The 26,526-nt window shown below is 62.6% G+C and carries 23 protein-coding genes; 15 read left to right on the top strand and 8 right to left on the bottom strand.

Annotated features, from left to right (window positions below):
* The first annotated feature begins 74 nt into the window (after nucleotides 1-74).
* Entirely contained in the window at nucleotides 75-755 is a 681-nt protein-coding gene (wrbA, locus tag ACUXUR_RS01620) for an NAD(P)H:quinone oxidoreductase (protein WP_445500579.1), read from the top strand.
* A 200-nt stretch (nucleotides 756-955) separates the two neighbouring features.
* Here wrbA and parC read toward each other — a convergent pair whose 3' ends face one another.
* Complete coding sequence (gene parC, locus ACUXUR_RS01615) at nucleotides 956-3,202, bottom strand: DNA topoisomerase IV subunit A (protein ID WP_445500578.1); 2,247 nt, start codon at nucleotides 3,200-3,202, stop codon at nucleotides 956-958.
* Nucleotides 3,203-3,269: 67 nt separating this feature from the next.
* Nucleotides 3,270-4,001, bottom strand: coding sequence for a DNA repair protein RecO (gene recO, locus ACUXUR_RS01610; RefSeq protein WP_445500577.1), 732 nt, complete (start codon nucleotides 3,999-4,001; stop codon nucleotides 3,270-3,272).
* Nucleotides 4,002-4,200: 199 nt separating this feature from the next.
* Between recO and ACUXUR_RS01605 the strand changes: the two genes are divergently transcribed.
* Both ACUXUR_RS01605 and ACUXUR_RS01600 read left to right on the top strand, forming a co-directional pair.
* Nucleotides 4,201-6,021, top strand: coding sequence for an OmpA family protein (locus ACUXUR_RS01605; protein ID WP_445500576.1), 1,821 nt, complete (start codon nucleotides 4,201-4,203; stop codon nucleotides 6,019-6,021).
* A gap of 292 nt (nucleotides 6,022-6,313) precedes the next feature.
* The gene (locus ACUXUR_RS01600; RefSeq protein WP_445500575.1) at nucleotides 6,314-7,924 is read left to right on the top strand and encodes a methyl-accepting chemotaxis protein; all 1,611 of its coding nucleotides are present in this window, start codon (nucleotides 6,314-6,316) and stop codon (nucleotides 7,922-7,924) included.
* A 26-nt stretch (nucleotides 7,925-7,950) separates the two neighbouring features.
* Here ACUXUR_RS01600 and era read toward each other — a convergent pair whose 3' ends face one another.
* The 5 genes from era to ACUXUR_RS01575 form a co-directional block, all read right to left on the bottom strand.
* Nucleotides 7,951-8,865: a GTPase Era gene (gene era / locus ACUXUR_RS01595; protein WP_445500574.1), complete on the bottom strand. Its 915-nt coding sequence runs from the start codon at nucleotides 8,863-8,865 to the stop codon at nucleotides 7,951-7,953.
* Nucleotides 8,852-9,562: a ribonuclease III gene (gene rnc / locus ACUXUR_RS01590; RefSeq protein ID WP_445500573.1), complete on the bottom strand. Its 711-nt coding sequence runs from the start codon at nucleotides 9,560-9,562 to the stop codon at nucleotides 8,852-8,854. The genes era and rnc overlap by 14 nt, the downstream gene beginning before the upstream one ends.
* A gap of 3 nt (nucleotides 9,563-9,565) precedes the next feature.
* Nucleotides 9,566-10,321, bottom strand: coding sequence for a signal peptidase I (gene lepB / locus ACUXUR_RS01585; protein ID WP_445500871.1), 756 nt, complete (start codon nucleotides 10,319-10,321; stop codon nucleotides 9,566-9,568).
* Between the two features lie 191 nt (nucleotides 10,322-10,512).
* Nucleotides 10,513-10,944: a holo-ACP synthase gene (gene acpS / locus ACUXUR_RS01580; protein WP_445500572.1), complete on the bottom strand. Its 432-nt coding sequence runs from the start codon at nucleotides 10,942-10,944 to the stop codon at nucleotides 10,513-10,515.
* Nucleotides 10,941-11,699, bottom strand: a complete 759-nt coding sequence (locus ACUXUR_RS01575; RefSeq protein WP_445500571.1) for a pyridoxine 5'-phosphate synthase — start codon at nucleotides 11,697-11,699, stop codon at nucleotides 10,941-10,943. Before ACUXUR_RS01575 ends, acpS begins: the two co-directional genes overlap by 4 nt.
* A gap of 773 nt (nucleotides 11,700-12,472) precedes the next feature.
* Here ACUXUR_RS01575 and rpsF point away from each other — a divergent pair.
* From rpsF to ACUXUR_RS01520, 11 genes are all read left to right on the top strand, one after another.
* The gene (gene rpsF / locus ACUXUR_RS01570; RefSeq protein ID WP_445500570.1) at nucleotides 12,473-12,871 is read left to right on the top strand and encodes a 30S ribosomal protein S6; all 399 of its coding nucleotides are present in this window, start codon (nucleotides 12,473-12,475) and stop codon (nucleotides 12,869-12,871) included.
* A gap of 2 nt (nucleotides 12,872-12,873) precedes the next feature.
* Nucleotides 12,874-13,131, top strand: a complete 258-nt coding sequence (gene rpsR / locus ACUXUR_RS01565) for a 30S ribosomal protein S18 (protein ID WP_047187140.1) — start codon at nucleotides 12,874-12,876, stop codon at nucleotides 13,129-13,131.
* Between the two features lie 126 nt (nucleotides 13,132-13,257).
* A complete protein-coding gene (locus ACUXUR_RS01560) occupies nucleotides 13,258-14,220 on the top strand; it encodes a DUF2232 domain-containing protein (RefSeq protein ID WP_445500569.1) in 963 nt (320 codons plus the stop codon).
* Between the two features lie 26 nt (nucleotides 14,221-14,246).
* Complete coding sequence (rplI, locus tag ACUXUR_RS01555) at nucleotides 14,247-14,810, top strand: 50S ribosomal protein L9 (protein WP_445500568.1); 564 nt, start codon at nucleotides 14,247-14,249, stop codon at nucleotides 14,808-14,810.
* A gap of 268 nt (nucleotides 14,811-15,078) precedes the next feature.
* Nucleotides 15,079-16,572, top strand: a complete 1,494-nt coding sequence (locus ACUXUR_RS01550) for a replicative DNA helicase (RefSeq protein ID WP_445500567.1) — start codon at nucleotides 15,079-15,081, stop codon at nucleotides 16,570-16,572.
* Nucleotides 16,573-16,616: 44 nt separating this feature from the next.
* Nucleotides 16,617-17,732, top strand: a complete 1,116-nt coding sequence (alr, locus tag ACUXUR_RS01545) for an alanine racemase (RefSeq protein ID WP_445500870.1) — start codon at nucleotides 16,617-16,619, stop codon at nucleotides 17,730-17,732.
* The gene (gene radA / locus ACUXUR_RS01540) at nucleotides 17,732-19,135 is read left to right on the top strand and encodes a DNA repair protein RadA (protein WP_445500566.1); all 1,404 of its coding nucleotides are present in this window, start codon (nucleotides 17,732-17,734) and stop codon (nucleotides 19,133-19,135) included. Before alr ends, radA begins: the two co-directional genes overlap by 1 nt.
* Nucleotides 19,136-19,278: 143 nt before the next feature.
* Nucleotides 19,279-20,448, top strand: coding sequence for a cadherin repeat domain-containing protein (locus tag ACUXUR_RS01535; RefSeq protein ID WP_445500565.1), 1,170 nt, complete (start codon nucleotides 19,279-19,281; stop codon nucleotides 20,446-20,448).
* Between the two features lie 181 nt (nucleotides 20,449-20,629).
* Entirely contained in the window at nucleotides 20,630-21,241 is a 612-nt protein-coding gene (locus ACUXUR_RS01530) for a CvpA family protein (RefSeq protein ID WP_445500564.1), read from the top strand.
* Between the two features lie 114 nt (nucleotides 21,242-21,355).
* On the top strand, nucleotides 21,356-22,843 hold the full coding sequence (purF, locus tag ACUXUR_RS01525; RefSeq protein ID WP_445500869.1) for an amidophosphoribosyltransferase: 1,488 nt from the start codon (nucleotides 21,356-21,358) through the stop codon (nucleotides 22,841-22,843).
* A gap of 101 nt (nucleotides 22,844-22,944) precedes the next feature.
* A complete protein-coding gene (locus ACUXUR_RS01520; RefSeq protein WP_445500563.1) occupies nucleotides 22,945-23,688 on the top strand; it encodes an SDR family NAD(P)-dependent oxidoreductase in 744 nt (247 codons plus the stop codon).
* A gap of 40 nt (nucleotides 23,689-23,728) precedes the next feature.
* Here ACUXUR_RS01520 and ACUXUR_RS01515 read toward each other — a convergent pair whose 3' ends face one another.
* The gene (locus ACUXUR_RS01515; protein WP_445500562.1) at nucleotides 23,729-24,358 is read right to left on the bottom strand and encodes a Rossmann-fold NAD(P)-binding domain-containing protein; all 630 of its coding nucleotides are present in this window, start codon (nucleotides 24,356-24,358) and stop codon (nucleotides 23,729-23,731) included.
* A gap of 326 nt (nucleotides 24,359-24,684) precedes the next feature.
* Here ACUXUR_RS01515 and ACUXUR_RS01510 point away from each other — a divergent pair, with 326 nt between their 5' ends.
* A complete protein-coding gene (locus tag ACUXUR_RS01510) occupies nucleotides 24,685-26,427 on the top strand; it encodes an ABC transporter ATP-binding protein/permease (protein ID WP_445500561.1) in 1,743 nt (580 codons plus the stop codon).
* Nucleotides 26,428-26,526: the final 99 nt, after the last annotated feature.

Raw genomic sequence — 26,526 nt, 5'->3', positions numbered from 1 at the left:
CTGCAAAAAACGGCTGGAACAACGGCACGAGCCGCTCGTTCGTTGCGAGACCCTCGAGCATGAAGGGATGCGCAATGGCGAGGATCCTGGTCCTCTACTATTCCTCCTACGGTCACATCGAGACGATGGCTCAGGCCATTGCGGAAGGCGCCCGCTCGGTGCCCGGCACCGAGGTTTCCGTCAAGCGAGTTCCTGAGCTTGTGCCTGAGGAGATCGCGCGCAAGTCCGGCATGAAGATCGACCAGAACGCGCCTATTGCAAGCCCGAACGAACTCGCTGACTACGACGCCATCATCTTCGGCACTCCCACGCGCTACGGCAACATGGCGGCACAGATGCGCAACTTCCTCGACCAGACCGGCGGCCTCTGGGTGAAGGGTGCGCTCGTCGGCAAGGTTGGCAGCGTGTTCGCATCCACCGCCACCCAGCACGGTGGCCAGGAGACCACGATCACCTCGTTCCACACCACGCTGCTGCATCACGGCATGGTCATCGTCGGCTTACCCTATTCCTATCCGGGCCAGACCAAGATGGACGAAATCTCGGGCGGCACTCCCTATGGTGCGACGACGCTCGCAGGTGGCGACGGCTCTCGCCAGCCGAGCGAGAACGAGCTTGGAGGCGCACGCTTCCAGGGACGACACGTGGCGGAAATCGCAGCCAGATTGGAACGCGGGGCCGGCGAACGCGGCCCCGTACCAGCCGACATGCAGAATCCGACGGAGACGACCGGCGGGACGGCGGATCAGGGCTAAGACACTTCATCACCGGCCTTGTGCCGTGATCTCGATGACGAGAAGCGCAGCGCTCTTCTAAACCAGGATGGCCGGCTGATCCCCGGATCAAGTCCGGGGACGGCCATGACGTGGAAAGTATCCTCTGTACGATCCCGGACTGGCTCACACCATCCGGGATCGCTCATGACCGACCTAACAGAAAGACACGGGAGTGCCGCTCACTCCCCGAACTTGTTCGACTTCGGGAAGCCCTTCGGCGGCAGGCGGCCGGCTTCGGTGCGGTCGCCCATCCAGTCGCGCAGATCCTCCTTGGCAACTGTCCAGGTGCGGCCGGACGTGTCCTTCCAGGTCAGGCCTTCCTTCAATGTGAAGACCTTGGCGTCGGAGACGCCGCCATCCTTGTAGCGCTGGAGGCGCACGCCCTTGCCGCGGGTCATCTCCGGCACCTGCTTGACAGGGAAGATCAGGAGCTTGCGGTTCTCGCCAATGATCGCAACGTGATCGCCCTGAGCATCGGTGCAGACGACCGTGGTCGCCGGTGCATCGAGGTTGAGGATCTGCTTGCCCTTACGCGTATTCGCCGTGACCTCATCGGCGGGCACGATGAAGCCGCGGCCATCGGAGCTTACGACGAGGAGCTTCGAACCCGCCTTGTACGGGAAGGCTGCGATGAAATCCGCGCCTTCTTCCAGATCCACCATCAGGCGGATCGGATCACCGAAACCGCGACCACCCGGAAGCTTCGATGCATCGAGCGTGAAGAAGCGGCCGTTGTTCGCCACCACGATGATCTTGGAGGTAGTCTCCGCAAAGAAGGCCGTCTTGAGCTTGTCGTCGCCTCGGAACTGCAGCGAGGAGAGATCCTCCTGATGTCCTTTCATCGCGCGGACCCAGCCTTTCTCGGAGACGATGACCGTGATCGGCTCGCGCTCGATCATGGCCTCCGCGAAGTCGATGTCGGAGGTGTCCGGCGCCTCGGCGAAGGTGGTGCGACGCTTGCCGAGAGCAGTATCGAGACCGAAGGTCTTACGGACCTCCTTGATATCGGCGGCAACGGCCTTCCACTGGATCTTCTCGGAGCCGAGCAGTTCCTCGATCTTGGCCTTCTCTTCCTGCAGATTCTTCTGTTCGCGCTTGAGCTCCATTTCCTCGAGCTTGCGAAGCGAGCGCAGGCGCGTGTCGAGGATGGCGTTGGCCTGAACCTCGGTGAGTTTGAAGACGCGCATCAGCTCCGCCTTCGGCTCGTCCTCCTCGCGGATGATTTTGATCACTCTGTCGAGATCGAGATAGACGATGAGTAGACCGCCCAAGATCTCCAAGCGCCTGTCGATGGCAGAGAGGCGGAATTTGGAGCGGCGGATCAGCACCTCGCGACGATGGTCGAGCCATTCGCGCAGACATTCCGCAAGACTCAACACCTTCGGCACCTTGCCGCCGGCGAGCACGTTCACATTCATGGGAATGCGGCTTTCAAGCTCGGTAAGCTTGAAGAGCGACTCCATGAGGATGATCGGGTCGACGGTCTTGGCGCGCGGCTCCAGGACCACGCGAATATCCTCGGCCGATTCATCGCGGACGTCCGCCAGCAGCGGCAGCTTCTTTTCCTGCAGCAGCTCCGCGATTTTCTCGATCAGGCGGGACTTCGGCACCGCATACGGGATTTCGGTAACAACGATCTGCCAGTTGCCGCGTCCGAGATCCTCCTTGTGCCAGCGGGCACGCACGCGGAACGAGCCACGGCCCGTGCTGTAGGTCTCGGCCATGGAAGCCGGCGTGTCGACGATGATGCCGCCGGTCGGAAGATCCGGCCCCGGCACGAATTGCATCAGTTGCTCGGAGGTCGCGTTGGGCTTCGAGATGAGATGCAGCGCGGCATCGCACAGCTCCGCCGCGTTATGTGGCGGGATGGAGGTGGCCATGCCGACCGCGATGCCCTGCGAGCCATTGGCGAGCAGGTTCGGGAAAGCGGCGGGCAGCACCACCGGCTCTTCGTTCGCCTGATCGTAGGTTTCGCGGAAATCGACGGCATCCTCATCGATGCCTTCCAGAAGCAGGCGCGCAACTTCCGTCAGCTTGGCTTCGGTGTAGCGCATGGCGGCAGCGCCATCACCATCGATATTGCCGAAATTGCCCTGCCCGTCCGCCAGCGGATAGCGCTGGGCGAAATCCTGCGCCATGCGCACCAGGGCGTCATAGATCGATTGGTCACCATGCGGATGGTACTGACCCATCACGTCGCCGACGATGCGGGCGCATTTCTTCGGCGCGGACTTCGGATCGAGCTTCAACAGCCGCATGGCGTGCAGGATACGGCGGTGGACGGGCTTCAACCCGTCTCGCGCGTCCGGCAGGGCACGGTGCATGATAGTGGAGAGCGCATAGGCCAGATAACGCTCTTCCAAGGCGTCCTTGAGATTGATGTTCTCGATGTCGCCGCCAGACGGTGGATTGACCGGCTTACCCATTACCTGAATTCCTCAATAGCGAATCGCTTCTTTATCACCTGAAATGAGAACATAACAGAAACAAACCTTATTCATCCCCAGCTGTCGCAAGTGCGACGAAACGCGCCCGTTCCTCCGGTGCCCGCTGCCCCTGAGGGTCGAAGACGTTCTGATGCAGGAAGAAGTCCGTGAGTGCAAATCCGGCCCGGATTTCACTCTCGCTCGGGCGGTTGGCTTTCATCTGGCCGATCAGGAAACCGGGAAGTTTGAGCAGGCGGTCCTTGTAGGGTTCTCCCGCCGCCGCACTCACCGCCCGTCCGCTTCTCGGGGACACATAGATGAGGTCCCTTTCCGTGCCTGTCGCTGCGCAGGAGGACAGGTCCAGCCCGAAGCCGAGTTCGGACAGCATGGCGAGCTCGAACCGCACGAAGAGGGCCGGGGCAAGGTCCGGGTCGTCCAGGTGGTCGACCAGAACGGTCAAGGTTTCGTAGAGACCAAAATGCGGATCCCGTTCCGGCACGAAGCGCAACAGGTTCGCCAGCGCGGCAAGACCATAGAGCGCCATAGACGAGTTCATGAGACGAGAGGCCCTTAAGCTCAATCCCTCGACCTGGAAATTGCCGAGATGCTCATCGAGCCGCGCCCGCCATGTGGCCTGCACGGTGTTGCCCGGCTGGAGCACGGCCTGGAGAGTCTTTGAGCGGCCACCATGGACGAGGCCCGAATGGCGGCCGTGCTCGCGCGTCATCAGTTCGAGGATGACGCTCGTCTCGCCATGTTTGCGGACGCCGAGAACGACGCCTTCATCGGTCCAGCGCATCGGGAGCGGGTGCTTTCTTCAAGCCCAATCGGCTGAAGTCCTGATGTAAGCATTCAGCCGGCTTTTTGCCAGGTTTTACAACAGCATCGCGCAAAATTGTTAAGATATTTCCAAAGATCCGAAATACCCCAAAATGGAACCAAAGCGACAACCTTAGCATTCCCGATCAGCTTAAATCTCAGAACGTGAATTGAGTATCATGAAAATCACCAATCTATTTCTTGCAAGCACCGCTCTCCCGCTGATGATGCTGTCGGCAAACGCTTCGGCGCTCCAACCGCAGACCTCAGCTCCTATCACTCTCGCTCAGGCCGAGTCCGGCGACCAGCCCCAGCTGCCTCCGAGAGCCCGCCAGAGTCAGCAGGGACAGGATGAGCAGGCCCCTCCCGGCCAGCAGCGCCGTCAGGAGCGGCGCGGAGCGGATGAGGAAGGCGGCCAGCGTCCACGCCGTGGCGGTGGTCAGGAAACAGCCCCCGAGGCCCCGCGGCTGCCCCGCGCCGGGAGCCCTGAGGAAGAAACGCGCCCGGCTCAGCGCCCAGGCCGCGAGCAGCGCCAGCCGGCCGAGCGCCAAGAGCAACGCCCTGCACGCCCGACACCGCCATCCGGTGCCGAACCGGCGACCCCGGCTCGCCCTGGACAGGCTCCTGCCGAGCGGACTCGCCCGCCGGTCGAGACGCCGGAGCGTCCCGCCCGTCCCGGCGCTCAGGAGCGCGACCAGCGCCCGGCGGAGCGCCAGCGCCAGCCGGAACCTGAAACACCGGCACGTCCTGCAACGCCTCCGGCCGTGCAGCCTGCGACACCGCCGGCACCAGCCCAGCCCCGCGTTGCACCGAGCCCGCCAAGTACCCGCGATGTACCGCAGCCCGAACGTGAGCAGCGCCGCACCCCGCCAACGGCGACACAGCCACGAACCGAGCCCACGCCCCCGGCTCCGACGCAGGCTCCGGCGCCCCGCACGCAGCCTGCGCCGACGCCCCCTGCTCCGGCTCAGACTGCGCCCGCTCCGGCAGCACCTGCGGCCCCCCGTACCCAGCCACCGGCAGCCGCTGCTCCGGCCCCTGCAGCTCCCCAGGCAACTCAACAGCCGCTCGATGCATCGCGTGTACGAATCGAGGATCTGCGCAGCCAACGGCGTGAGCGCAGGGAGGGCAACCGCGTCATCATCGAGGAGCCGGGCAACCGCGAGATCGTCCGCGAGGGCAACGACATCATCATCCGCCACGACGAAACGGAACGCTTCCGCCGTATCTACGGTGCCGATGACGTCCGCGTGGAACGGCGCGGCGGCAATGAGGAGGTCACCATCGTTCGTCGGCCCGATGGCTCGGAGATCGTCACGGTGCGCGACGAATACGGTAATCTCATCCGCCGCGTGAGGCGCGAGCCTGCCGGTCGCGAGGTCGTTCTCATCGAGAACCGGCGCAGCGGCATCGGCGTGCGCCCCGGTTATGGCTACGTGGAAGAGGACGTGCTCAGGCTGCCGCCGCCGGTGGTCCGCATTCCGCGCGAGGAATACATCGTGGAAACGGAGCGTGCTTCCCCGACGCAGATCATAGAAGCCTTCACTGCCCCGCCGGTGGAGCGCATCGATCGCGCGTATACTCTCGACGAGGTCCGCCGCAGTCAGCCGCTGCGTGAGCGCATGCGCCGCGTGGACTTGGACACGATCAACTTCGAGTTCGGCTCCTGGGAACTGCCGCCGGATCAGGTGAACGCTCTGAGTGTCATCGCCGAAGGTCTGCGTCAGGCCATCTCCCGCAACCCGAACGAGATCTTCCTCGTGGAAGGTCACACCGATGCGGTCGGCTCGGACGAGGACAACCTCACCCTCTCCGATCGCCGTGCGGAAACGGTTGCGACGATCCTGACGCAGCAGTTCCAGATCCCCGCCGAGAATCTGACCACACAGGGCTACGGCGAGCAGTATCTGAAGGTGAATACGCAGGGTCCCGAACAGGAGAACCGTCGCGTCACTCTCCGTCGCATCACACCGCTGCTGCAAGGCCAGAACCAGCAGTAACACGCGCGGTTGAGATTCTTGAAACACTATCACCCGGCGATGTGACAATCGCCGGGATTTCTTCTTATCCGCGCCAGCTTCGCGCAGGCTTCGATCACCACAATGACGCCAGGGAATCAATAATCATAAGAACGGGACGATAATGCTCGGTCTTCTGCGACGTCGCACGCCTCAAGAATCCTCTCAAGACATTGCGGCCTTTGAGCCATTGGCTACACCTGATCCCATTCCCGTGAGCGACAGGAAGCGGGATGTACGGGATGTAGAGGTCGTAAACTCGCTGGAAGCAGACGTGCTGAAAGCGATTCAGGGAGTCACCCAAGCCATTGCCGTAGCCGCAGCCGACGTCGCGGCGGTGGAGAAGGATCTTGTCGAGATCCGCACGCATGCAGAGGAACTCGCAGCTTCAGGACGCACCGCTTCGAGTGAGACGCTCTCGCTGGCCTCCTCGACGGAAGAACTCGCCACGACGGCCTCCGAGATCGGCCGAGCGATGGATCACGCGAACGAGCAGATCGACAATGCGGTCCTGGCGGCGCAAAGAGCGGGTGCTCTCATTACCCAGCTTTCCTCAGCGACCGCTGAGATCGTCGGCATCGTCGATACGATTTCCGCCGTTGCCCGCCAGACCAATCTTCTGGCGCTCAACGCCACCATCGAGGCGGCGCGCGCTGGCGAGGCCGGACGCGGTTTCGCAGTCGTCGCCAGCGAGGTGAAGGCCCTCTCGACAGAAACCGCCAAGGCTGCTGACAACATCCGCCAGCGCATCGACCATTTGCGCGAAACGGCGGAGGCTTCCACGAGCGCCGTGACATCGGTCGTCGACGTCGTGCAGGGTGTCCGTCCCGTCTTCGATACCGTGCGCCAGGCAGTCAGCGAACAGAATGTAGCCATTGATGAGGTCTCGCGCCTCGCGAATGTTACGTCGAGCAGCGTGGGCAAGGTCAGCGACCGCGCGGGCGACGTGGACACCATCTCTCTCGATGCGAGCCAGCGTGCGAACCAGGCCGATCAGGCCACGAAGACAGCAGACGGCTTGGCAAAGGCTCTGGGGCAGCGTTTCGTCACGGTCATTCGCCAGAGCGAACTCGGCGACAGGCGGCAATCGGATCGCTTCCCTGTCGAACGTCCCGTCACAATCCGGATCGGCGCGAACAGCATCACCTCACGGCTGATCGATATCAGCACTGGCGGCATGCTTCTGGCAGGGACCGACACGGTGCGCATGGCCCCCGGTCAGCGTGCCGAGATCGAGACGCAGGAGATGGGCCGCGTTGACATTCGGATCATCGCTTCAAGCCCCATGGGCCTTCATTGCGCTTTCGATCATCCCACCACTGAGGCCCGCAGCCGTATCGAGAGCTTCGTCGGCCAAGTCGAGGCAGCCTATAAGCCGCGCATCCTGCTGGCCCAGGAAACCGCGCGCCAGGTCGAGACCCTCATCGAGCAGGCTGTGAAGGACGGGAGCATTTCCCGTGATGCCGTCTTCGATACGGATTACCAGCCCCTCTCCGGCACCGATCCTGCGCAGTACAGCACCGCCTATCTTCCCGTGTTCGAGAAAATCCTGCCGTCCGTGCTCGAAAAGGTACTGGCCTCCGACGCTACGATGGCCTTCTGCCTCGCAATCGACCGCAACGGCTACATCCCGGTGCATAACCGAATCTACTCACAGCCCCAGCGCGCGAACGATCCGGTCTGGAACGCCGCCAACTGCCGAAACAAACGCATCTTTGATGACCGCGCCGGCATCACGGCTGCGCGCTCGACACGTCCCTTTATCGTGCAGGCCTATGCCCGCGACATGGGCGGCGGAAAGATCGTGATGATGCAGGAAGTGGACACTCCGATCCGCGTCCTCGGACGTCATTGGGGCGGCTTGAGAACGGCTTACCGCGCTTGATAAGAGCGCGATAATCCTCAAACGATTCAGCCCTTCGGGAATTCCAATCCCATCTCGCGATAACGCTCGGGATCGTCGCTCCAGTTCTCGCGCACCTTCACGAAGATGAAGAGATGCACGGGTGCCTCCGCGATCTCGGCGATCTCCTTGCGGGCCGCCTGGCCGATGGCCTTGATGGTCTGGCCGCCCTTGCCGAGCACGATCTTGCGCTGGCTGTCGCGCTCCACGAACACCGTCTGCTCGATGCGCACGGAGCCGTCCGGACGCTGCTGCCACTGGTCCGTTTCGACAGTTGATTGATACGGCAGTTCTTCGTGCAAGCGCTCGTAGATCTTCTCGCGGGTGATCTCGGCCGCGAGCATGCGCAGCGGCGCGTCGGAAATCTGATCTTCCGGATAGAGCCAGGGGCCTGGAGGCATCATGGCGGCAAGCTGGCTTTTAAGCGTCTTGATGCCATCACCCTTCAGGGCCGAGATCATGAAGGTATGGGCAAATGGCACCTTCTCGTTGAGCTTCGCGGCGAGTTCCAGAAGCTTCGAGCGTTCGATCAGATCGATCTTGTTGAGGATGAGGACCTTCGGCTGCTTCAGCTCGGGCAGCTTGTCGAGGATCGCCTCGGCCTCCTCGTCGATCCCTTTGCGCACGTCGAGCAGCAGCGCAACGACGTCGGCGTCCCCAGCTCCACCCCAGGCTGAGGTGACCATGGCGCGGTCGAGGCGACGCTTCGGCTTGAAGATGCCGGGCGTGTCCACGAACACGATCTGCGTATCGCCTTCGATCGCTATGCCACGCACCAGAGCGCGCGTCGTCTGAACCTTGCGCGAGACGATGGAGACCTTGGAGCCCACGAGCGCATTGAGCAGCGTCGACTTGCCCGCATTGGGCGCGCCGATGAGCGCGACGAAACCTGCCTTGGTGTTGGTCGGCTCAAGATTTTCCATGCTCGTCCTCCGTCCAGACGCCCTCTCTGAGGAGAAGACTACGCGCGGCGGCCTGTTCCGCAATACGCTTCGATGTGCCGAGCCCGAATTCGGTTTCCGTGCCCTTCACCTTCACCATGACGCGGAACTTGGGCGCGTGATCGGGGCCGGTCTGCTCCGCGATGGTGTAGGTCGGAGGCGGCAGGCCTCGTCCTTGCGCCCATTCCTGCAACGCGCTCTTGGGGTCGCGCAGGGGACGGCGCGGCGCTTCGAGCAGCGCCTTGAACGAGCGTTCCACGAGGGCTTTTGCAGGTTCATAGCCGCCGTCGAGGAATACGGCCCCGATGATCGCTTCGCACACATCCGCCAGGATGGTCTGATTGCGCCGCTCCCCGGAATGCGCTTCGCCCGCGCCCAGCTTGAGGTAAGGTCCCACATCCCAGGCAACGGCGATCTCGGCGCAACTTTCACGGCGCACCAGTTCCGCCAGTCGACGCGAGAGTTCGCCTTCGGGCGCACTCGGGAACGTCTCGTAGAGCGTCGCGGCAATGGCAAGGCCGAGCACCCGGTCGCCCAGGAACTCGAGACGCTGATAGCTCTTTCCGCTGGCCTTGGGGGCGCTCACATGGGTGAGAGCCTCATCGAGAAGTTCGGGCTTCTGAAACTGATATTCCAGCTTCTTCAGCAACTCGTCATAGTTCGGCTTGCGACGGGCCACGGCTTAATGGATCCGCTCGAACATGCGATCCCAGCGAATGCGCTGCGGCCATTCCCAGAAGCGGAACAGGGACGCGCCTTCATCGATGGAGAAGAAGATGATCTCCGCTCGACCGACGAGATTCTCCGCCGGGACCTGTCCCACATTCGCCTCGTCGCGGGAGTCGGTGGAATTGTCCCGGTTGTCGCCCATCATGAAGTAATGACCAGGCTTCACCGTGTAGACATCCGTGTTGTCCCAATAGGCGCGGTCCCCCTTCAGCTCGATCACAAAATGGCTCGAACCGTCAGGGAAGGTCTCCTTGTAGCGAGGAACGGCGGTGGGACGACCGTATTCGTCCGTTGTCTTGTAATCCTCGACACGCTCGCGCTGAACCGGCTGGCCGTTGATATGCAAAACGCCCGCGATCACCTGGATGCGATCACCCGGCAGGCCCACCACGCGCTTGATATAATCGGTCGAGTTGTCCTTCGGCAGCTTGAATACGACGATGTCGCCGCGCTTCGGCTCGGAACCGAAGATGCGACCGGAGAAGAGCGGCGGGCTGAAGGGCATCGAGTGCTTCGAGTAGCCATAGGCATACTTGGAAACGAAAAGGTAGTCGCCGATCAGCAGGGTCGGGATGAGAGAGCCCGAGGGAATATTGAAGGGCTGGAACAGGACGGTGCGGACAACCACCGCGATCAAAAGCGCTTGGATGATGACCTTGATGGTTTCCCAAAGGCCTTCTTCTTCCTTCTTCTTCACGGAATTTCTCATGGTTTGCTTGGCGTTGTCGCTCACGTCGATCGACCTATGCTTGAGGAACGTGGCGGCATGAGCCGCCTATGTTGTCGCAAAGTCGAGAGCGGTTTGCACTTCAGTGCCCCCAAGTGCAAACCGCTCTCGAGAATTCGAGCAGCCGGGCGCCAGATGCCGGCGCCTGCCCTTCGCTCAGGCCATGCTCTAGCCTATGGCGGGGTTCGCCGCAATGTAGACGCCTCCGCTATGGAGAGGGCTTCGATGATCACGAAGGCCTGAGCCAGGGGCGGATCATCGGTCAGAGAGACATGGACGAACGGCTCGTACCCCTCCGGCGTCATCTTCCACAGCCGTTCCAGGGCCCCGCCGGTCAGCCGCATCGTCGGGCGACCGCTCGGCAGATTGACCACCTCCATGTCCCGCCAGAACACGCCTTGGCTTAAGCCCGTCCCGAGGGCCTTCGCGCAGGCCTCCTTGGCGGCGAAACGCCGGGCGTAAGAAGGCGCGCGGGCGGCGCGGCGATCGCTGCGGACCCGCTCGCCCTCCGTGTAGATGCGGTGGGTGAAGCGGTCGCCGAAGCGGTCGAGGGAGCGCTCGATTCGGCGAATGTCGCAGAGGTCTGACCCGATTCCGAGGATCATGCCGCCACCTGCGCCCTGCCCTCGTCCATGGCGGCGCGCATGGAGCGAACGGCCTCGTCGAGCCCCATGAAGATAGCGTCGCCGATCAGAGCATGGCCGATATTCAGCTCCACGATCTGCGGAATGGCCGCGACAGGGCGAACCGAATCGAGGGCAAGCCCATGACCCGCATGGATCTCGAGGCCGATGCCCGCCCCATGAGCCGCGGCGCGGCGCAGGCGCTCCAGTTCGTGAGCGACCCTGGCTTCATCGCCAGCGGCGACGGCCTCGCAATAGGTGCCGGTATGAAGCTCGACCACGGGCGCGCCCAGGTCGCAGGCGGCATCCATGACCGCAACCTCGGGTTCGACGAACAGGGACACCCGGATACCCTGGGATTTCAACTGCTGAATCATCGGACGCAGATGGGAAGCGCCGCCGATGATGTCGAGACCCCCTTCCGTCGTCCGCTCCTCTCGCTTTTCCGGCACGAGGCAGCAGGCATGGGGGTGGATGCGGGTGGCAATCTCGATCATCTCCGGCGTCGCTGCCATCTCGAAATTGAGCGGCACGAAGAGCTGGCGCTTCAGGCGCTCCATATCCTGGTCGCGGATATGCCGCCGGTCCTCCCGAAGATGGGCCGTAATCCCGTCCGCGCCTGCCAGCACGGCCATATGGGCGGCCCGGATGGGGTCCGGATGGATGCCTCCACGGGCATTCCTGACGGTGGCAACGTGATCGATATTGACGCCAAGGCGAAGAGGAGGAGCTTTCATAGAATCTTTTGTAGCAGAGAGCCGCTCATTTCCTAGGCCCTGAACCCAGGCTGGAGCCCTCTTAGCTCTGGATGAATGTCAAAGAGCCTGCGGGCGCGCGGCAGCGTCCTCGCGGCGTGGTGGCCCGAGGGTGAATGGGTCGAGGGGTCGCGCGAGGAGCGGTCCGGCTCGATCTGAGGTGGAAGCGTGGAACCGAACGGCTCCTCGCGCACGGCTTCTTTAGGCGGACACCGCATCGGTCACTTGCGACATGCGGGCGGCCTCCTGCCCGGCGGCTGTGCGGTCAGCTCATCCGGCAGGACCGTGCCCCGGCTCCACAGTCACGACGCCTCGCGAGCGCGCCCCTCGGTGAACCAGGACAGGAAACGATATAGCCGAGCTTGCAGCGGCAGTCAAGAACAAAGTGAGAACATTCTTGCTTGCCGCTTCCGCTGCCCTCTCACCTCTGGAAGAGGATGAGCCGCGCCTTCTGGAATGCAAGGCTTCTCACAGTCGGGGCGGCCGGAAATGCAGGCGCAGCCCCTCGTCTCCCTTGCCATTCCAGACCAAATCGACTATAGCCCCCGCTTCGCGTTCGCTCCGGCCGGGGGCTGAACGGACGGTGCGGCTTGCCGCATAGGGGCTTTAACTCCCGTCGTCCCGTGTCTCCGCCTTCGACAACCGCTCGGGCCTTGCAGGCTCGAAGGGCTTGGCGCCGATCGGACGCGCGAAACCGGCCTGAACACTTAAAACAGTGCTTCAGGCCTGAACCTCAAACCTGAGAAAGGCCCATTATGCCTCTCTACGAGCATATCTTCCTGGCTCGCCAGGACGTGACGCCCCAGCAGGTCGAAGCAATGGTCGACCAGTACAAGGGCGTTATCGAGCAGAACGGCGGCAACATCGAGAAGACCGAGATGTGGGGTGTGAAGTCCCTCGCCTACCGTATCAAGAAGAACCGTAAGGCGCATTTCACGATGTTCAACCTCAATGCTCCCGCAGCTGCGGTGGCTGAGATGGAACGCCAGATGCGCATCAACGAAGACATCCTTCGCTTCATGACCATCAAGGTCGACGAGCTCGAGACCGAGCCGTCCGTGATGATGCAGAAGCGCGACCGTGACGAGCGCAAGGACCGCGAGCGCCGTGAGCGCGATGGCGGCTTCGAAGGCGGCGAAGGCGAGGAGATCTGATCATGGCATTTGGTGCTACTGGTGGCGCTGGCGGCGGCCGTCGCCCCTTCTTCCGTCGTCGCAAGACCTGCCCGTTCTCGGGCCCGAACGCGCCGAAGATCGATTACAAGGACACGAAGCTCCTGTCGCGCTACATCTCGGAGCGCGGCAAGATCGTTCCTTCGCGCATCACGGCCGTGTCGGCCAAGAAGCAGCGTGAGCTCGCTCAGGCGATCAAGCGCGCCCGCTTCCTGGGCCTGCTGCCCTACGTGATCCGCTAATAAGCCTTCAGCGGGCTGCCGCGTGCAGCCCGCTTTTCCAATTTTCGCCCAGCGGTGAAACCCCGCCGGGTCAGTTGGGGCAAAGGGCCCCTAACCCTGCCAGTGAGCAGCGGGACAGCGAGAACCATGAACTTTATCGCAACAGGCATCGGCGCGGGCCTCGTATCGGCCCTTCTGACAGTGGTGGTCGTCAAAGCGACGCCGCTTGCTGCCGTCCTGTACATGCTCGCTCCCGTGCCCGTCCTGATCGTCTCGCTCGGCTGGAATCATCGCTCCGGGCTCGTGGCCACGCTCGTCGGCGCGCTTGCGATTGCTGTCTTCACCGCCTCGCCCGTCAGCGCCCTTGGCTTCGCGGTCATCACCGGATTGCCCGCCTGGTGGCTCGCTTATCTGGCTTTGCTGGGACGCCCGACGGCTGAAGGCGCGATGGAGTGGTACCCGGTCGGACGTCTTCTGGCCTGGGTTGCGGCGACAGCTGCTCTCACCATCGTGGCCACTGGCATCATCTCGTCCGACGGCGATTACAGCGCCTTCCAGACCAGGGCGCGCCAGATTTCGGAAGCCTTCGTCGACATGTTCTTCGAAGTCCCTGAGCAAGGCAGCCAGGACGCCCGCGAAGCCATGATCGACGCCTTTGCCACCGCGACACCTGCTTTGTCCGCATTCGGCTTCACGATGTTCCTGGCCTTTTATCTCTGGCTCGCGGCAAAGGTCGTCTCCGTGTCCAAGCGCCTGCCGCGCCCCTGGTCTCCGATGCCGGAACTGGCGATGCCGCGCTCCGCTCTGCTGGCCCCGGTTCTGGCTTTCGTCCTGGTCCAGTTCGACGGTTTCATCGGCGCTCTCGGCTACGCGATCTTCGGTGCCTTCCTGATGGCGTTCACCCTGCAGGGCCTCGCCGCCATTCATGAACGCACCCAGGGCAAGCCGGGACGCGGCTTCATTCTGGCAGGTCTCTATGTGCTGCTATTCCTGACGCAGGGCGTCATGGTCGCCGCCCTGTCCCTCTTCGGCCTCGCCGACACGCTTTTTGGCCTTCGCCGCCGCTTTGGCGGCAACAGGCCGAATCAACCGCCAACCCCTTCAACCTGATCACGAACATTAAAGGAGAAAAACCGATGGAAGTGATCCTTCTCGAGCGCGTCGCAAAGCTCGGCCAGATGGGCGAAACCGTTAAGGTTCGCTCGGGCTATGCCCGCAACTTCCTCCTCCCGCGCGGCAAGGCTCTGCGCGCCACCGAGGCCAATAAGAAGCATTTCGAGCAGCAGCGCGCCCAGCTCGAGGCCCGCAATCTCGAGCGCCGCAAGGAAGCCGAGGCCGTTGCCGAGAAGCTGAACGGCCAGAGCTTCATCCTCCTCCGCCAGTCCGGCGAGACGGGCGTGCTCTATGGTTCGGTTTCGACCCGCGACCTCGCCGAGGTGATGACCCAGAACGGCTTCACGGTCGATCGTAACCAGATCGTCCTCAACACCCCGATCAAGACCCTCGGCCTGCACAATGTGCCGGTCGCCCTCCACCCGGAGGTCGAGGTTACGGTGACGGCGAACATCGCCCGCAGCCCTGAGGAAGCCGAGCGTCAGGCTCGCGGCGAGGCGGTCACCGCCCGCGAAGAGACCAACCTCGACGATCTCGGCCTCGAAGTCGGCGCTGCTCTGGCCGACGCCGGCGACGTGGAGCTGTAAGGCTTTACGCGAACCTGAGCCTTGCTCCGGTTCATGTTTTGTTCCAGAATGAGTGCTCCTCATCGATTCGATGGGGAGCGCTTTTTCGTTGGGGTTCGGGCTTGTCCAAGAGTCAAGCGGAGCGGCCGGCGAAAAGATGCGCTTGTGAGAATCGAGGACAGCGAGGACAGCCTGCGCGAAGTCTCTGCCTGTCCCTGATCAGCAACGGTTAGGACACCAATTGCGGTCTAAGAGCCTCTAAACCTCAATTCTGTTCCCGGAGCGCCAGATGGCCACCGCCAATGCCCTGATCGCCCGTCTTGAAACCGCCGAGCCGCAGTTTCGCACGCCTCCCAGCAATCTCGAGGCCGAGCAGGCCCTGCTGGGTGCGATCCTGGTCAACAATGACGCCTATTACCGTGTCTCCGACTTCCTCGAGGCCGAGCACTTCATCGAGGATCTGCACCGCCGCATCTATGAGGTCGCCACCAGCCTGATCAAAGCCGGCAAGGTCGCGACCCCGATCACGATGAAGACCTTCTTAGGGGATCAGGATCTGGGCGGCATCACCGTCTCGCAATATCTCGCTCGCCTCGCGGCGGAGGCGACCACGGTCATCAATGCCGAGGATTACGGCCGCACGATCTACGATCTCGCGATCCGCCGCAGCCTCATCAATATCGGCGAAGACATCGTCAACAAGGCCTTCGACGCACCCGTCGACAGCCCCCCCCGCGACCAGATCGAGGAAGCAGAACGGCGTCTTTACTCCATTGCCGAAACGGGCCGTGCTGACGGAGGGTTTCAACGCTTTTCCGATGCGCTCACCGCCGCCATCGACATGGCCGCCGCCGCCTACAAGCGCGAAGGCGCACTGTCCGGCGTTTCAACGGGGCTCATCGATCTCGACAAGTCTCTCGGCGGCCTTCAGCCCTCCGACTTGATCATCCTTGCAGGCCGCCCGGCGATGGGTAAGACCTCGCTGGTGACGAACATCGCCTTCAACATCGCCAAGGCCTACAAGGCCGAGAAGCAGCAGGACGGCTCACTGAAGACGGTCAATGGCGGCATCGTCGGCTTCTTCTCACTCGAAATGTCGGCGGAGCAGCTCGCCACCCGTATCATCGCCGAGCAGTCGGGCGTTCCGTCCTACAAGATCCGCCGCGGCGATATGCGCGAGGACGATTTCTACAAGATCACCGAAGCTGCCCGTGAGATGCAGTCGATCCCCTTCTACATCGACCAGACCGGCGGCATCTCCATCGCGCAGCTCACCGCCCGCGCACGGCGTCTCAAGCGCCAGCGCGGCCTCGACGTTCTCATCGTCGACTACCTCCAGCTTCTCTCCGGCTCCGCCAAGAAGGGCGAGAACCGCGTGCAGGAGCTGACCGAAATCACCACGGGATTGAAGGCGCTCGCCAAGGAACTCGCGGTTCCGCTCATCGCCCTGTCCCAGCTTTCCCGTCAGGTGGAAGCGCGTGACGACAAGAGGCCGCAGCTCGCCGACCTTCGTGAATCGGGCTCGATCGAGCAGGACGCCGACGTGGTCATGTTCGTTTACCGCGAGGAGTATTATCTAAAGAACAAGGAGCCGAAACCCGGCACCGAAGAATACTTCAAGTGGCAGACGGAAATGGATCAGGTCCACGGCAAGGCCGAGGTCATCATCGGCAAGCAGCGTCACGGTCCCACAGGCACCGTGCAGCTGGCCTTCCAGGCCGACATCACCCGCTTCACCAACCTCGCAGACGAAGACAAACTTCCCGATCGGATCGGCGATTGACCAAGACAGAACAGACCAGCACCGCCAGCTACATTCCTGCGGAGATGGCCGGCGGCCTCCTCCACATCGACCTCTCGGCGCTTAGCCGAAACTGGCGCACGTTGCGCGACAACGCGGGCCGCGCGGAAGCCGCAGCCGTCGTCAAGGCGGATGCTTACGGCACCGGCATCGAGCAGGCCGTGCCTGCTCTGCGCCAAGCCGGATGCCGCACGTTCTTCGTCGCGCATTTGAGCGAGGCGATCCGCGTGCGCGCAGTTGCGCCCGATGCCACGATCTATGTGCTCAACGGTCTGTTTCCCGGCACCTCTCCGGTTTATGCGGAGCACAAGCTGCGCCCCGTTCTCGGCTCCTTCGAGGAGATCGAGGAATGGGCGGCGTTCTGCCGCTCTCAAGGCCAGAAGCGTGAAGCTGCCATCCATGTCGATACCGGCATGAACCGCCTCGGCCTCACCGTGGCACAAGGCCTGACGCTGAAGGATCGCGAGGAGGTGAAAGACTTCGAGACCGCGCTTCTCATGAGCCATTTCGTCAGCGCGGAAGAGAGCGAAAACCCGCTCAACATTTGGCAGATCGAATCCTTCAAGGCTGTTCGCGAGACACTTCCCGGCGTGCGCGCATCGCTCGCCAACTCCTCCGGCATCTTCCTGAAGCAGAAGCCGCACTTCGATCTCGTGCGTCCAGGTTACGCACTCTATGGCGGCAACCCGACGCCGGATCGCCAGAATCCCATGAGTGCCGTGGTCGGCCTTGAGGCGCGCATCGTGCAGCTGCGCTGGGTCGAGTCTGACGACACTGTCGGCTACAACGCGCGCTGGCTCGCGCTCGGACGCCGCCGCATCGCCACGCTCTCTGTCGGCTATGCGGATGGCTATCCGCGCTCCGCAAGCGCACGCGGTAAAAGCGGCGAGGAGCTTCTTGCAGGCACAGTTCTGGTAGCCGGACGCCCCTGCCCCTTCGCCGGCAACGTCTCGATGGATCTGATCACGATCGACGTCACCGACATCCCGGACAGCGAGATCAAGCGCGGCGACACCGTGACGATGATCGGCGGCTCTCTCAGCTTGGACGAAGTGGGTCGCAGGGCCGGCACCATCGGCTACGAGATCCTCACCAATCTGGGCCGGCGTTATGCGCGCAGCTATCGCGGGAAGCAGGGCTGATGGCCAAACAGCGTCACCCCTCTTTCGTCTGCCAGGAATGCGGCGCGGTCTATAACCGCTGGAAAGGCAAGTGCGAGGCCTGCGGCGGCTGGAACACCATCGTCGAGGAAGCAGGCTCCGCAAGCCCGATGTCGGGCCCCGCCGCCACGCGCCCGTCTCGTGCGAAGGGGCGTATCTTCCCGCTCGAAGGTCTCTCCGGCGAATCCAAGGAGGCTCCGCGCACACCCTCCGGCATCGCAGAACTGGACCGCGTCACCGGCGGCGGCTTCGTGCACGGCTCCATCATCCTGCTCGGCGGCGATCCCGGCATCGGCAAGTCGACGCTGCTGATGCAGGCTTCCGCCGCTCTCGCCAATCGCGGCGAGCGCGTGGCCTATATCTCGGGCGAAGAGGCGGTGGCGCAAGTGCGTCTGCGCGCGGAACGCCTTGGCCTCGGCCAAGCTCCAGTGGAGCTCGCTTCCGAGACAAATGTGGAGGACATCGTCGCGACCTTGGGCCAGGGACGTCCTCCGGCGCTCGCCATCATCGACTCGATCCAGACCATGTGGACCGAGACGGTGGAATCGGCGCCCGGTACGGTCACACAGGTGCGCGGCTCGGCGCAGGCGCTGATCCGTTTCGCGAAGACGACCGGCACTGCCGTCATCCTCGTCGGCCACGTGACCAAGGACGGCCAGATCGCAGGTCCCCGCGTCGTCGAGCACATGGTCGATGCGGTTGTGTCCTTCGAGGGCGATACGGGCCACCATTTCCGAATCCTGCGCGCGGTGAAGAACCGCTTTGGTCCCACCGATGAGATCGGCGTCTTCGAGATGTCGGACCAGGGCTTGCGCGAAGTTCCGAACCCCTCCGAGCTGTTCCTCGCCGGACGCGATATGGCGACACCGGGTACGGCGGTCTTTGCCGGCATGGAAGGCACCCGCCCGCTGCTCGTGGAGATCCAGGCGCTCGTCGCCCCCTCGTCTCTCGGCACGCCGCGCCGGGCCGTGGTCGGCTGGGATCAAAATCGCCTGTCGATGGTCCTCGCCGTGCTGGAGGCCCATGGCGGCCTGAAGCTGGGGATGCATGACGTCTATCTGAATGTGGCCGGTGGCCTGCGGATCACCGAGCCCGCCGCCGACCTCGCTGCAGCGGCAGCTCTCGTCTCGTCCCTGTCCGGCAATCCGCTTCCGCCCGATACGGTCTATTTCGGCGAGATGGGCCTCTCCGGGGCCATTCGCCCCGTGGCTCAGGAGCAGGCGCGGCTGAAGGAAGCTGCAAAACTCGGCTTTTCCAGTGCGGTCTCCCCGGCCCCGCGCCTGGACAAGAACAAACCGGAGAAGCTTCCCCTTGCGACATCTTCGATCGGCCATATCACTGATCTCGTTGCGGGAATTGCAGCCCGCCGCCGCAAGGCATCCTAAGACACCCTCCCCCTCAGCCAAATTCCATAGGCCACCCGGTCTAATTGATCCCTCTCGGCCATCTTGTATCACTGAAGCCATAGCCCTGCCGGTGTACCCCGCGGTGGGAGCCAGAACGGGCCCTCGGGCCGTCAGAGGAAAATATGGCTGCAGTTCTTCTCTCAAACCTGACCGTCCTTGAGACCGCACCGGCCGGTACGGTCATCGGCACGCTGAGCGTCTCCGAGATCAGCGGAAACGAGACCTTCACCTTCTCGCTCGCCGATAGTCTGAGCGACCGTTTCGAGATCACGCTCAACACGACGTCGGGTCTCTACGAACTGGTTGTGAAGACAGGTGGCAGCAGCCTGTTCGATTTCGAAACGGCCGGATTGGAGGAATTCGCGATTTCCGTGACGGCCACGGGCGACAAGGGCACCGTCATCAGCGACACTCCCTTTACGATCACGGTGACCGACAACACGGCTCCGACCGACATGACCCTCTCGAATGCCTCGATCACCGAGCATGCGACGAATGGCACGGAAGTCGGCGTTCTTTCTGCGATCGATCCTGATCTGAACGAGACCTTCACCTTTACCTTGAAGACCGACGAATCGGGCGCCTTTGCCATCGTTGACGGAAAGCTCGTTGTGGCTGACGGGTCGAAGCTCGACTACCTGACCGACAGCCTGCACCAGGTCACCATCGAGGTGACGGACGCGGACAACAACGTCTTCGAAAAGACCCTGGACATCTCCGTGACCGATGCCTTCGATTTCATGAACGGCACGGCAAAGAACGACAGGCTTGTCGGCACGGCCGGCGCCGACATGATCAAAGGCCTCTCCGGCAACGACAAGCTCTACGGTATGGCCGGTGACGACGTGCTCGCCGGTGGCTATGGCAAGGACTTCCTCTACGGCGGAGCCGGCAAGGACACCTTCGTGTTCGACAACCCTGTCAAGAAGGGCCATTTCGACCACATTGCCGACTTCACCTCGGCGGACGATACGATCCAGATCAGCCTGTCGGCCCTCAAGGCCTACAAGGTGAAGGTCGCCAAGGAAGAGGTCTACGAGTCGCTCGAAGGCACACGGGCCGGCAAGCAGAAGGGATTTTTCAGCCTCGACAAGGTGTTCGACAAGGGCAAGCTGGAGAGCAAGTTCTTCGCCAAAGGCCATGCCAAGGACGTCTATGACTTTGTCACTTACGACAGCAAGACCGGCTTCGTTTACCTCGACCTGGACGGCTCTGGCGGCGGCAAGGGCTTTGCGATCGCCAAGCTGAAGCCGGGCACCTACGTTCAGGCTGACGACTTCGTCTTCATCTAAAAAGATCCTCTCTCCTCCCCTCGACCCCGGCGGCCTTCGCCGGGGTTTTTTATTGGCCGCTCCTCAGCTCCACTTTCACAGCTCTTCAGGCAGGGGTGACGAAAGCGTCTCTTAAGGCTATACAGCCTGGCCTCGATCCGCGAATGCGGCCCTTGTCCCTGTTTCTGCGTAGGCTCGGCTCATGCCCTTTTCTGTCCTGGACCTTGTTGTCATCGGAATCGTCCTGATCTCGGCCCTCCTGGCTGCCGTACGCGGCTTCACCCGCGAGGTCCTGGCCATCGTGGCCTGGGTCGTGGCCGCCGCTGCGGCCTGGTATCTGCACCCTGCCGCCCTGCCCATCGCGCAGCAATATATCAGCAGCGGCACGGTGGCACTGGTCGCCTCCATCGGCGGCATCTTCGTCATCACCCTGATCATCGTCTCGATCATCACGGTCCAGATCTCCGATCTGATCCTCGATTCCCGCATCGGCGCTCTCGACCGGACACTGGGCCTGTTCTTCGGTGCGGCCCGCGGCTTCCTGATCTGCGTGATCGGCTGGGCCTTCTTGGGCTGGCTGCTCCAGGGCAAGGAGCCCGAATGGGCAACCGCCTCCCGCACGCGCCCGGCCATGGAGAACACCCGCGACAGCATCATCGCCATGCTGCCGGAGAATGCCGAAGCCTTGATCCAGAAGCTCAAGAAGCCGACGCCGGAGGGCGAACCCGCCGAGCCGGCTGAGCCTGATCCGCAGCGCGGCGGCGCGGCTCCCGCTCCTGCCCCGCAGGTGCAGCCCCCGCAGCGTCGGGGCTGATCCTCCCTCCTGTTCACACTTTCGAAGAGCGACAGGAAAACCCATTGGCGTTTGGCCTCAAGGCGATTACATAGGGCCAGCGCCGGTAGGGGCGCGGATCCCAAGGAAATCATGATGTCTTCCAGGTCTGAGACGTGGCAGGTCACCCCTAAGAAGGTGGACCTCGACCTCGACGGCGATACCCTGCGTGAAGAATGCGGTGTCTTCGGCATCTACGGTCATCCGGATGCGGCGGCAATCACCGCCCTGGGGCTCCACGCCCTGCAGCACCGCGGCCAGGAGGCGGCGGGCATCGTCTCTTTCAACGGCGATGTGTTCCATTCCGAGCGCAAACTGGGCCTTGTCGGCGACAGCTTCTCAGACCGCGCAACCATCGAGCGTCTCGAAGGCCTCTCCGCCATCGGCCATGTGCGCTATTCGACCACCGGCGAGACCGTGCTGCGCAATGTGCAGCCGCTGTTCGCAGAACTCGACGGCGGCGGCTTCGCAGTGGCCCATAACGGCAACCTGACGAACGGCCTCACCCTTCGCCGCAACCTGATCCGCGACGGCGCGATCTGCCAGTCCACCACGGATACGGAAGTGATCGTCCACCTCGTGGCCCGCAGCCGCAAGGATAAGGTGGTGGATCGCTTCGTCGAAGCAATCCAGAAGATTGAAGGCGCCTATGCGCTCGTGGCGCTGACCAACAAGAAGCTGATCGGCGCCCGCGACCCCATGGGCATCCGCCCGCTGGTGCTCGGCGAACTCGACGGCCGCTATATCCTCACCTCCGAGACCTGTGCGCTCGACATCATCGGCGCCCGCTTCGTTCGCGACATCGAGAACGGCGAATGCGTGGTCATCTCGGACGAGGGCGTCGAGTCCTTCCGCTTCGCCGAGAAGGTTCCGCCGCGCCCCTGCGTCTTCGAATACATCTATTTCGCCCGCCCCGATTCCATCGTGAACGGCCGCAGCGTCTATGAAGTCCGGAAAGGCATGGGTCGCGAGCTTGCCACGGAATCACCGGTCGACGCGGACGTGGTCATTCCGGTGCCGGATTCCGGCGTTCCGGCGGCGTTGGGCTTCGCCCAGAGCTGCGGCCTTCCTTACGAGCTCGGCATCATCCGCAACCACTACGTCGGCCGCACCTTCATTCAGCCCACGCAGTCGGTGCGCGAACTCGGCGTGCGCATGAAGCACTCGGCGAACCGCGCAGCGATTGCCGGCAAGCGCATCGTGCTCGTGGACGACAGCCTCGTGCGCGGCACGACATCGGTGAAGATCGTGCGCATGATGCGCGAAGCCGGCGCGAAGGAAGTTCACTTCCGCATCGCAAGCCCGCCGATCACCCATCCCGACTTCTACGGCATCGATACGCCGGAGAAGGAAAAGCTGCTCGCCGCCACCCATGATCTGGAGCAGATGCGCCAGTATATCGGCGCGGATTCGCTGGCCTTCCTCTCCATCGAGGGCATCTATCGCGCCATGGGCGAGAAGGGCCGCAACCCGGCTCAGCCGCAATTCACCGACCATTGCTTCACGGGCGATTACCCGACACCGCTGACGGATCTTTCCGTCGCCACGCCGCGCCGCCTCGCCCTCCTGGCCGAAGCCGACTAGAGCTGCTTCCACCTGCGTGGAATCATCTCTCTTCTTGGTTTGGCACATTTCTTGACGGCAAACCGGATCCACTTCGCCGAAAAATGCTCTGAGGACGTCTCATGGACAAGCCCCTTCTCAACCGCGTCGCGGTCGTCACCGGCGCATCGCGCGGCATCGGCCGAGCAGCGGCTTTGGCCCTCGCGGAAGCCGGCGCGCACATCATCGCTCTCGCCCGTACACAGGGCGCGCTCGAGAGCCTGGATGACGAGATCCGCGCCAAGGGTTCGTCCGCAACCCTCGTGCCGGTGAACCTCAAGGACCTCGACGCCATCGACCGCCTGGGAGCCGCGATCTACGAGCGCTGGGGCAAGCTCGACATCCTCCTCGGCAATGCAGGCCAGCTCGGTGAGCTCGCGCCGATCGCCCACATCGATCAGCCGGTCTGGGACGAGGTGATGACCGTCAACGTGACGGCAAATTATCGCCTGCTTCGCTCTTTCGACCCGCTGCTGCGCGCCTCCGATGCCGGACGCGCCATCTTCGTGACCTCCGGCGCGGCCCACAAGCACAAGGCCTATTGGGGCGTCTATTCCGTATCGAAGGCTGCCCTCGAAGCACTTGTGCGGACTTACGCCGCCGAAACGGTGACGACCCCTGTTCGGGCCATGCTCATCAACCCCGGCCCCCTGCGCACTTCCATGCGCAAGGCGGCGATGCCCGGCGAGGATCCGCTGACGCTGAAGACGCCCGAGGATCTCGCACCTCACATCGTCAAGCTCGCCCTGCCCTCGTGGACCGAGACGGGCAAGATCTACGATTTCACGCACGACGGCAAAGTCATCGAGCCGCAGCCGCCAGCCTAAGGAGAGCTAGCTGCCTCTGGTTGAGGACGCCTGCTAAAGGTTACGCGAGTTCCGCAGAGGTTACGACGTGTGTGCCGGGACGTGGCACGACGGCAGCTTCCACCAAGACTTCCGCAATCTTCGTGGCCGGATTGATACGCAGACGCCGCGGCAGAACCGGTTTCATGATCCCGAGAGCAACCGAGGCCAGCCTTTCAGCGAGGCGTAATTCGTCTCGTTTCCCGCCGATCAGCCCTGGACGCACGAAGGTCAGGGACTGGAAGCCGATGGTGGCAAGGTCCCGTTCCACTTCGCCTTTCACGCGATTGTAGAAAAAGCGTGACGAGGCATCCGCCCCCATCGCCGAATTGAGAACGAAAGTCGGCGTGCCGTGTTGCTTGGCAAGACGGGCGACGGCGAGCGGATAATCGTGATCGACACGCCGGAAGGCCTCTTGGGATCCAGCCGTCTTCATGGTCGTCCCGAGAGTGCAGATGACCGCATCAACTCGCCACCATTCTGCACCTTCAGGCAAATGCTCGAAATTGACGATCGGTGCGATCAGTTTCGGATGCTCCGGCAGACGGCGCCGCACTGGAGCGACGACACCGTAAATGCGTGGATCGGCGAGCGCCAGATTGAGAACGCTGTGCCCCACGAGTCCTGTCGCCCCCACAAGAAGAAGCTTCATTGACAGCCCTCTCGATTTCCGGATCACGTCCGGACAATGCTGAAAACACCAGTTTACTTCCTAAGTTTAGCGTGTGTTGCAATATTACACTAGTCGTTTCAGCAGAAGTTCATATTGGAAGCGATAATCGATTTCTTCATCAAGACCTTGCCTCACCAGCGAATTCTTGAGAGAACGCCTTCTCACCATCGGAATTTATTCAAAATACATCAAAAGCCCTTGTCCGGACAGACACGCAAAATGCGGCGTTCGGATAAGGTCTAAAGCGACACGCTGCGTACAGGGCCGAAAAGAGTTCCGACGCTGCGGGTTGCGTGGGGCAGACCATGTTTATCCAAGCGGTAGCGCCGGCACCTGCGGCGCAACGGGGGCGGCTGGCCGCTCTCCTCTTTCACCTGACGCAGCGCAACGCCTTCTTCGGGGATGTCTGGGCGCTCGCTCGTCCCTACTGGCAATCGGAAGAAAAATCCTACGCACGGCGCATGTTCGCGCTGCTGCTCGCCATCAAGTTCACCACCATCTGGATCTGCGTGCAGCAGAACAACTGGTATGCGGGCTTTTATGCCGCCATCGAGCATCATGAAATCACGGAATTCTTCAAGCAGGTCAGCATTTTCGCGCTGATCGCCGGCAGCTTCGTCGCCACCCTCGTCTATTCCCACTGGATTGCAGAGAGCCTGAAACTGCGGTGGCGCGACTGGCTCGTGCGCCGCTATACAAAGGACTGGTTGGACGACCGCGCCTATTACCGCCTGCAGATCAGTGATGCACCTGCCGTCAATCCCGATCAGCGGATCGTGGAAGATCTCGGCCTTTTTGCCGGGCAGACGATCAATCTCGTCGTCGGCTTCCTCGATGTGGCGGTGAGCCTTGTCGCCTTCACCGCCATTCTCTGGTCCTTGAGCGGCACAGTCACCATCGCGGGCTATTCGATCGCCGGTTACATGGTCTTTGCCGTGTTCGGCTATACGTTCCTCGCGAGCTGGTTCACGCATCTCATCGGCCATCCGCTCGCGAAGCTGCACACCAAGAACCAGAACCTGGAAAGCGATTTCCGCTACAGCCTGGTGCGTCTGCGTGAGAATGCCGAGACCATCGCGTTCTATCGCGGCGAGGAGCGTGAGGCAGCGGTCATCGACGAGCGTTGGGCGAAGGTGGTGCAGAATTTCTGGGGCATCATGCGCCGCGAGCGCGCCATCGGTCTCTTCGCCCATGCGCATGGCCAGTTCAGCATCATCCTGCCCTTCCTGCTCGCTTCACCTCGCTATTTCTACGGACAGATCGGATTTGCGCAAGTGATGCAGATCGCAGCGGCTTGCGGAGCCGTGCAGGCCTGCCTGAACTTCTTCATCACGAGCTACGGGCAGATCGCGCAATGGCGCGCAACGACAGAGCGCCTCAGGAGCTTCCGCGATCAGATCGATATTCTGAAGACAACGGCCACCTCCTCCATCGAGGCGCAGCGCAAGGGCGAGGCTTTCATCGTGCGCGATCTCGAACTTTCACTGCCCGATCAGCGCACGATCACGGCCGGCCTGAACATGGAGGCGGCCTCCGGCGAGGCAGTTCTCATCAAGGGACCGTCAGGTGCCGGCAAGAGCACCCTGCTGCGCGCCGTGGCAGGCATCTGGCCTCACGCGAAAGGCCAGGTCTCATTCCCTGAAGGCGACGTGTTCTTCGTGCCGCAGAAGCCTTACCTCCCACTCGGCACTCTGCGTCAGGCGGCTTTCTATCCGGCAGCACCTTCGACAGACGATGCGGAGATCGCACGTGTTCTCGAAGCCGTGCGCCTCGGCCATCTTATCGTGCGTCTCGACGAGGTGGATCAATGGAGCCACCGCCTCTCCGGCGGCGAGCAGCAGCGCCTCGGCTTTGCCCGCGTGCTGCTGGCCAAACCCCGCACAATCTTCCTCGACGAGGCGACCTCCGCGCTCGACGAAGACACCGAGCGGCAGGTCTATACGCTTTTACGGGAGGCCGAGTGGAAGCCCACCATCCTCAGCATCGGTCACCGCTCGACCCTGGCGCAGTTTCATGACACCACGTTCGTGATGAAAACGGCGGCTTGAATGCTTTTGGTGACGCGTCATGCCCGGGCTTGTCCCGGGCATCCACGCCTTTTGGTGCGGTGTTTGCAAGACGTGATGGCCGCAACAAATACGGCCACG

The organism is Microvirga medicaginis, assembly GCF_052658925.1.
The sequence above is the reverse complement of the archived record's forward strand: the minus strand, read 5'-3'. Positions and strand labels throughout refer to the sequence as shown.

What these genes read in the sequence shown, in the direction of transcription:
- purF (WP_445500869.1), top strand. Translation starts at nt 21,356, where the DNA reads ATGTCTTCCAGGTCTGAGACGTGGCAGGTCACCCCTAAGAAGGTGGAC.
- ACUXUR_RS01515 (WP_445500562.1), bottom strand. Translation starts at nt 24,358, where the DNA reads ATGAAGCTTCTTCTTGTGGGGGCGACAGGACTCGTGGGGCACAGCGTT.
- alr (WP_445500870.1), top strand. Translation starts at nt 16,617, where the DNA reads ATGGCCGGCGGCCTCCTCCACATCGACCTCTCGGCGCTTAGCCGAAAC.
- ACUXUR_RS01520 (WP_445500563.1), top strand. Translation starts at nt 22,945, where the DNA reads ATGGACAAGCCCCTTCTCAACCGCGTCGCGGTCGTCACCGGCGCATCG.
- rpsF (WP_445500570.1), top strand. Translation starts at nt 12,473, where the DNA reads ATGCCTCTCTACGAGCATATCTTCCTGGCTCGCCAGGACGTGACGCCC.
- parC (WP_445500578.1), bottom strand. Translation starts at nt 3,202, where the DNA reads ATGGGTAAGCCGGTCAATCCACCGTCTGGCGGCGACATCGAGAACATC.
- ACUXUR_RS01510 (WP_445500561.1), top strand. Translation starts at nt 24,685, where the DNA reads ATGTTTATCCAAGCGGTAGCGCCGGCACCTGCGGCGCAACGGGGGCGG.
- recO (WP_445500577.1), bottom strand. Translation starts at nt 4,001, where the DNA reads ATGCGCTGGACCGATGAAGGCGTCGTTCTCGGCGTCCGCAAACATGGC.
- wrbA (WP_445500579.1), top strand. Translation starts at nt 75, where the DNA reads ATGGCGAGGATCCTGGTCCTCTACTATTCCTCCTACGGTCACATCGAG.
- era (WP_445500574.1), bottom strand. Translation starts at nt 8,865, where the DNA reads ATGGAAAATCTTGAGCCGACCAACACCAAGGCAGGTTTCGTCGCGCTC.
- rplI (WP_445500568.1), top strand. Translation starts at nt 14,247, where the DNA reads ATGGAAGTGATCCTTCTCGAGCGCGTCGCAAAGCTCGGCCAGATGGGC.
- lepB (WP_445500871.1), bottom strand. Translation starts at nt 10,321, where the DNA reads ATGAGAAATTCCGTGAAGAAGAAGGAAGAAGAAGGCCTTTGGGAAACC.
- rpsR (WP_047187140.1), top strand. Translation starts at nt 12,874, where the DNA reads ATGGCATTTGGTGCTACTGGTGGCGCTGGCGGCGGCCGTCGCCCCTTC.
- ACUXUR_RS01535 (WP_445500565.1), top strand. Translation starts at nt 19,279, where the DNA reads ATGGCTGCAGTTCTTCTCTCAAACCTGACCGTCCTTGAGACCGCACCG.
- ACUXUR_RS01605 (WP_445500576.1), top strand. Translation starts at nt 4,201, where the DNA reads ATGAAAATCACCAATCTATTTCTTGCAAGCACCGCTCTCCCGCTGATG.
- ACUXUR_RS01575 (WP_445500571.1), bottom strand. Translation starts at nt 11,699, where the DNA reads ATGAAAGCTCCTCCTCTTCGCCTTGGCGTCAATATCGATCACGTTGCC.
- acpS (WP_445500572.1), bottom strand. Translation starts at nt 10,944, where the DNA reads ATGATCCTCGGAATCGGGTCAGACCTCTGCGACATTCGCCGAATCGAG.
- ACUXUR_RS01550 (WP_445500567.1), top strand. Translation starts at nt 15,079, where the DNA reads ATGGCCACCGCCAATGCCCTGATCGCCCGTCTTGAAACCGCCGAGCCG.
- radA (WP_445500566.1), top strand. Translation starts at nt 17,732, where the DNA reads ATGGCCAAACAGCGTCACCCCTCTTTCGTCTGCCAGGAATGCGGCGCG.
- ACUXUR_RS01530 (WP_445500564.1), top strand. Translation starts at nt 20,630, where the DNA reads ATGCCCTTTTCTGTCCTGGACCTTGTTGTCATCGGAATCGTCCTGATC.
- ACUXUR_RS01560 (WP_445500569.1), top strand. Translation starts at nt 13,258, where the DNA reads ATGAACTTTATCGCAACAGGCATCGGCGCGGGCCTCGTATCGGCCCTT.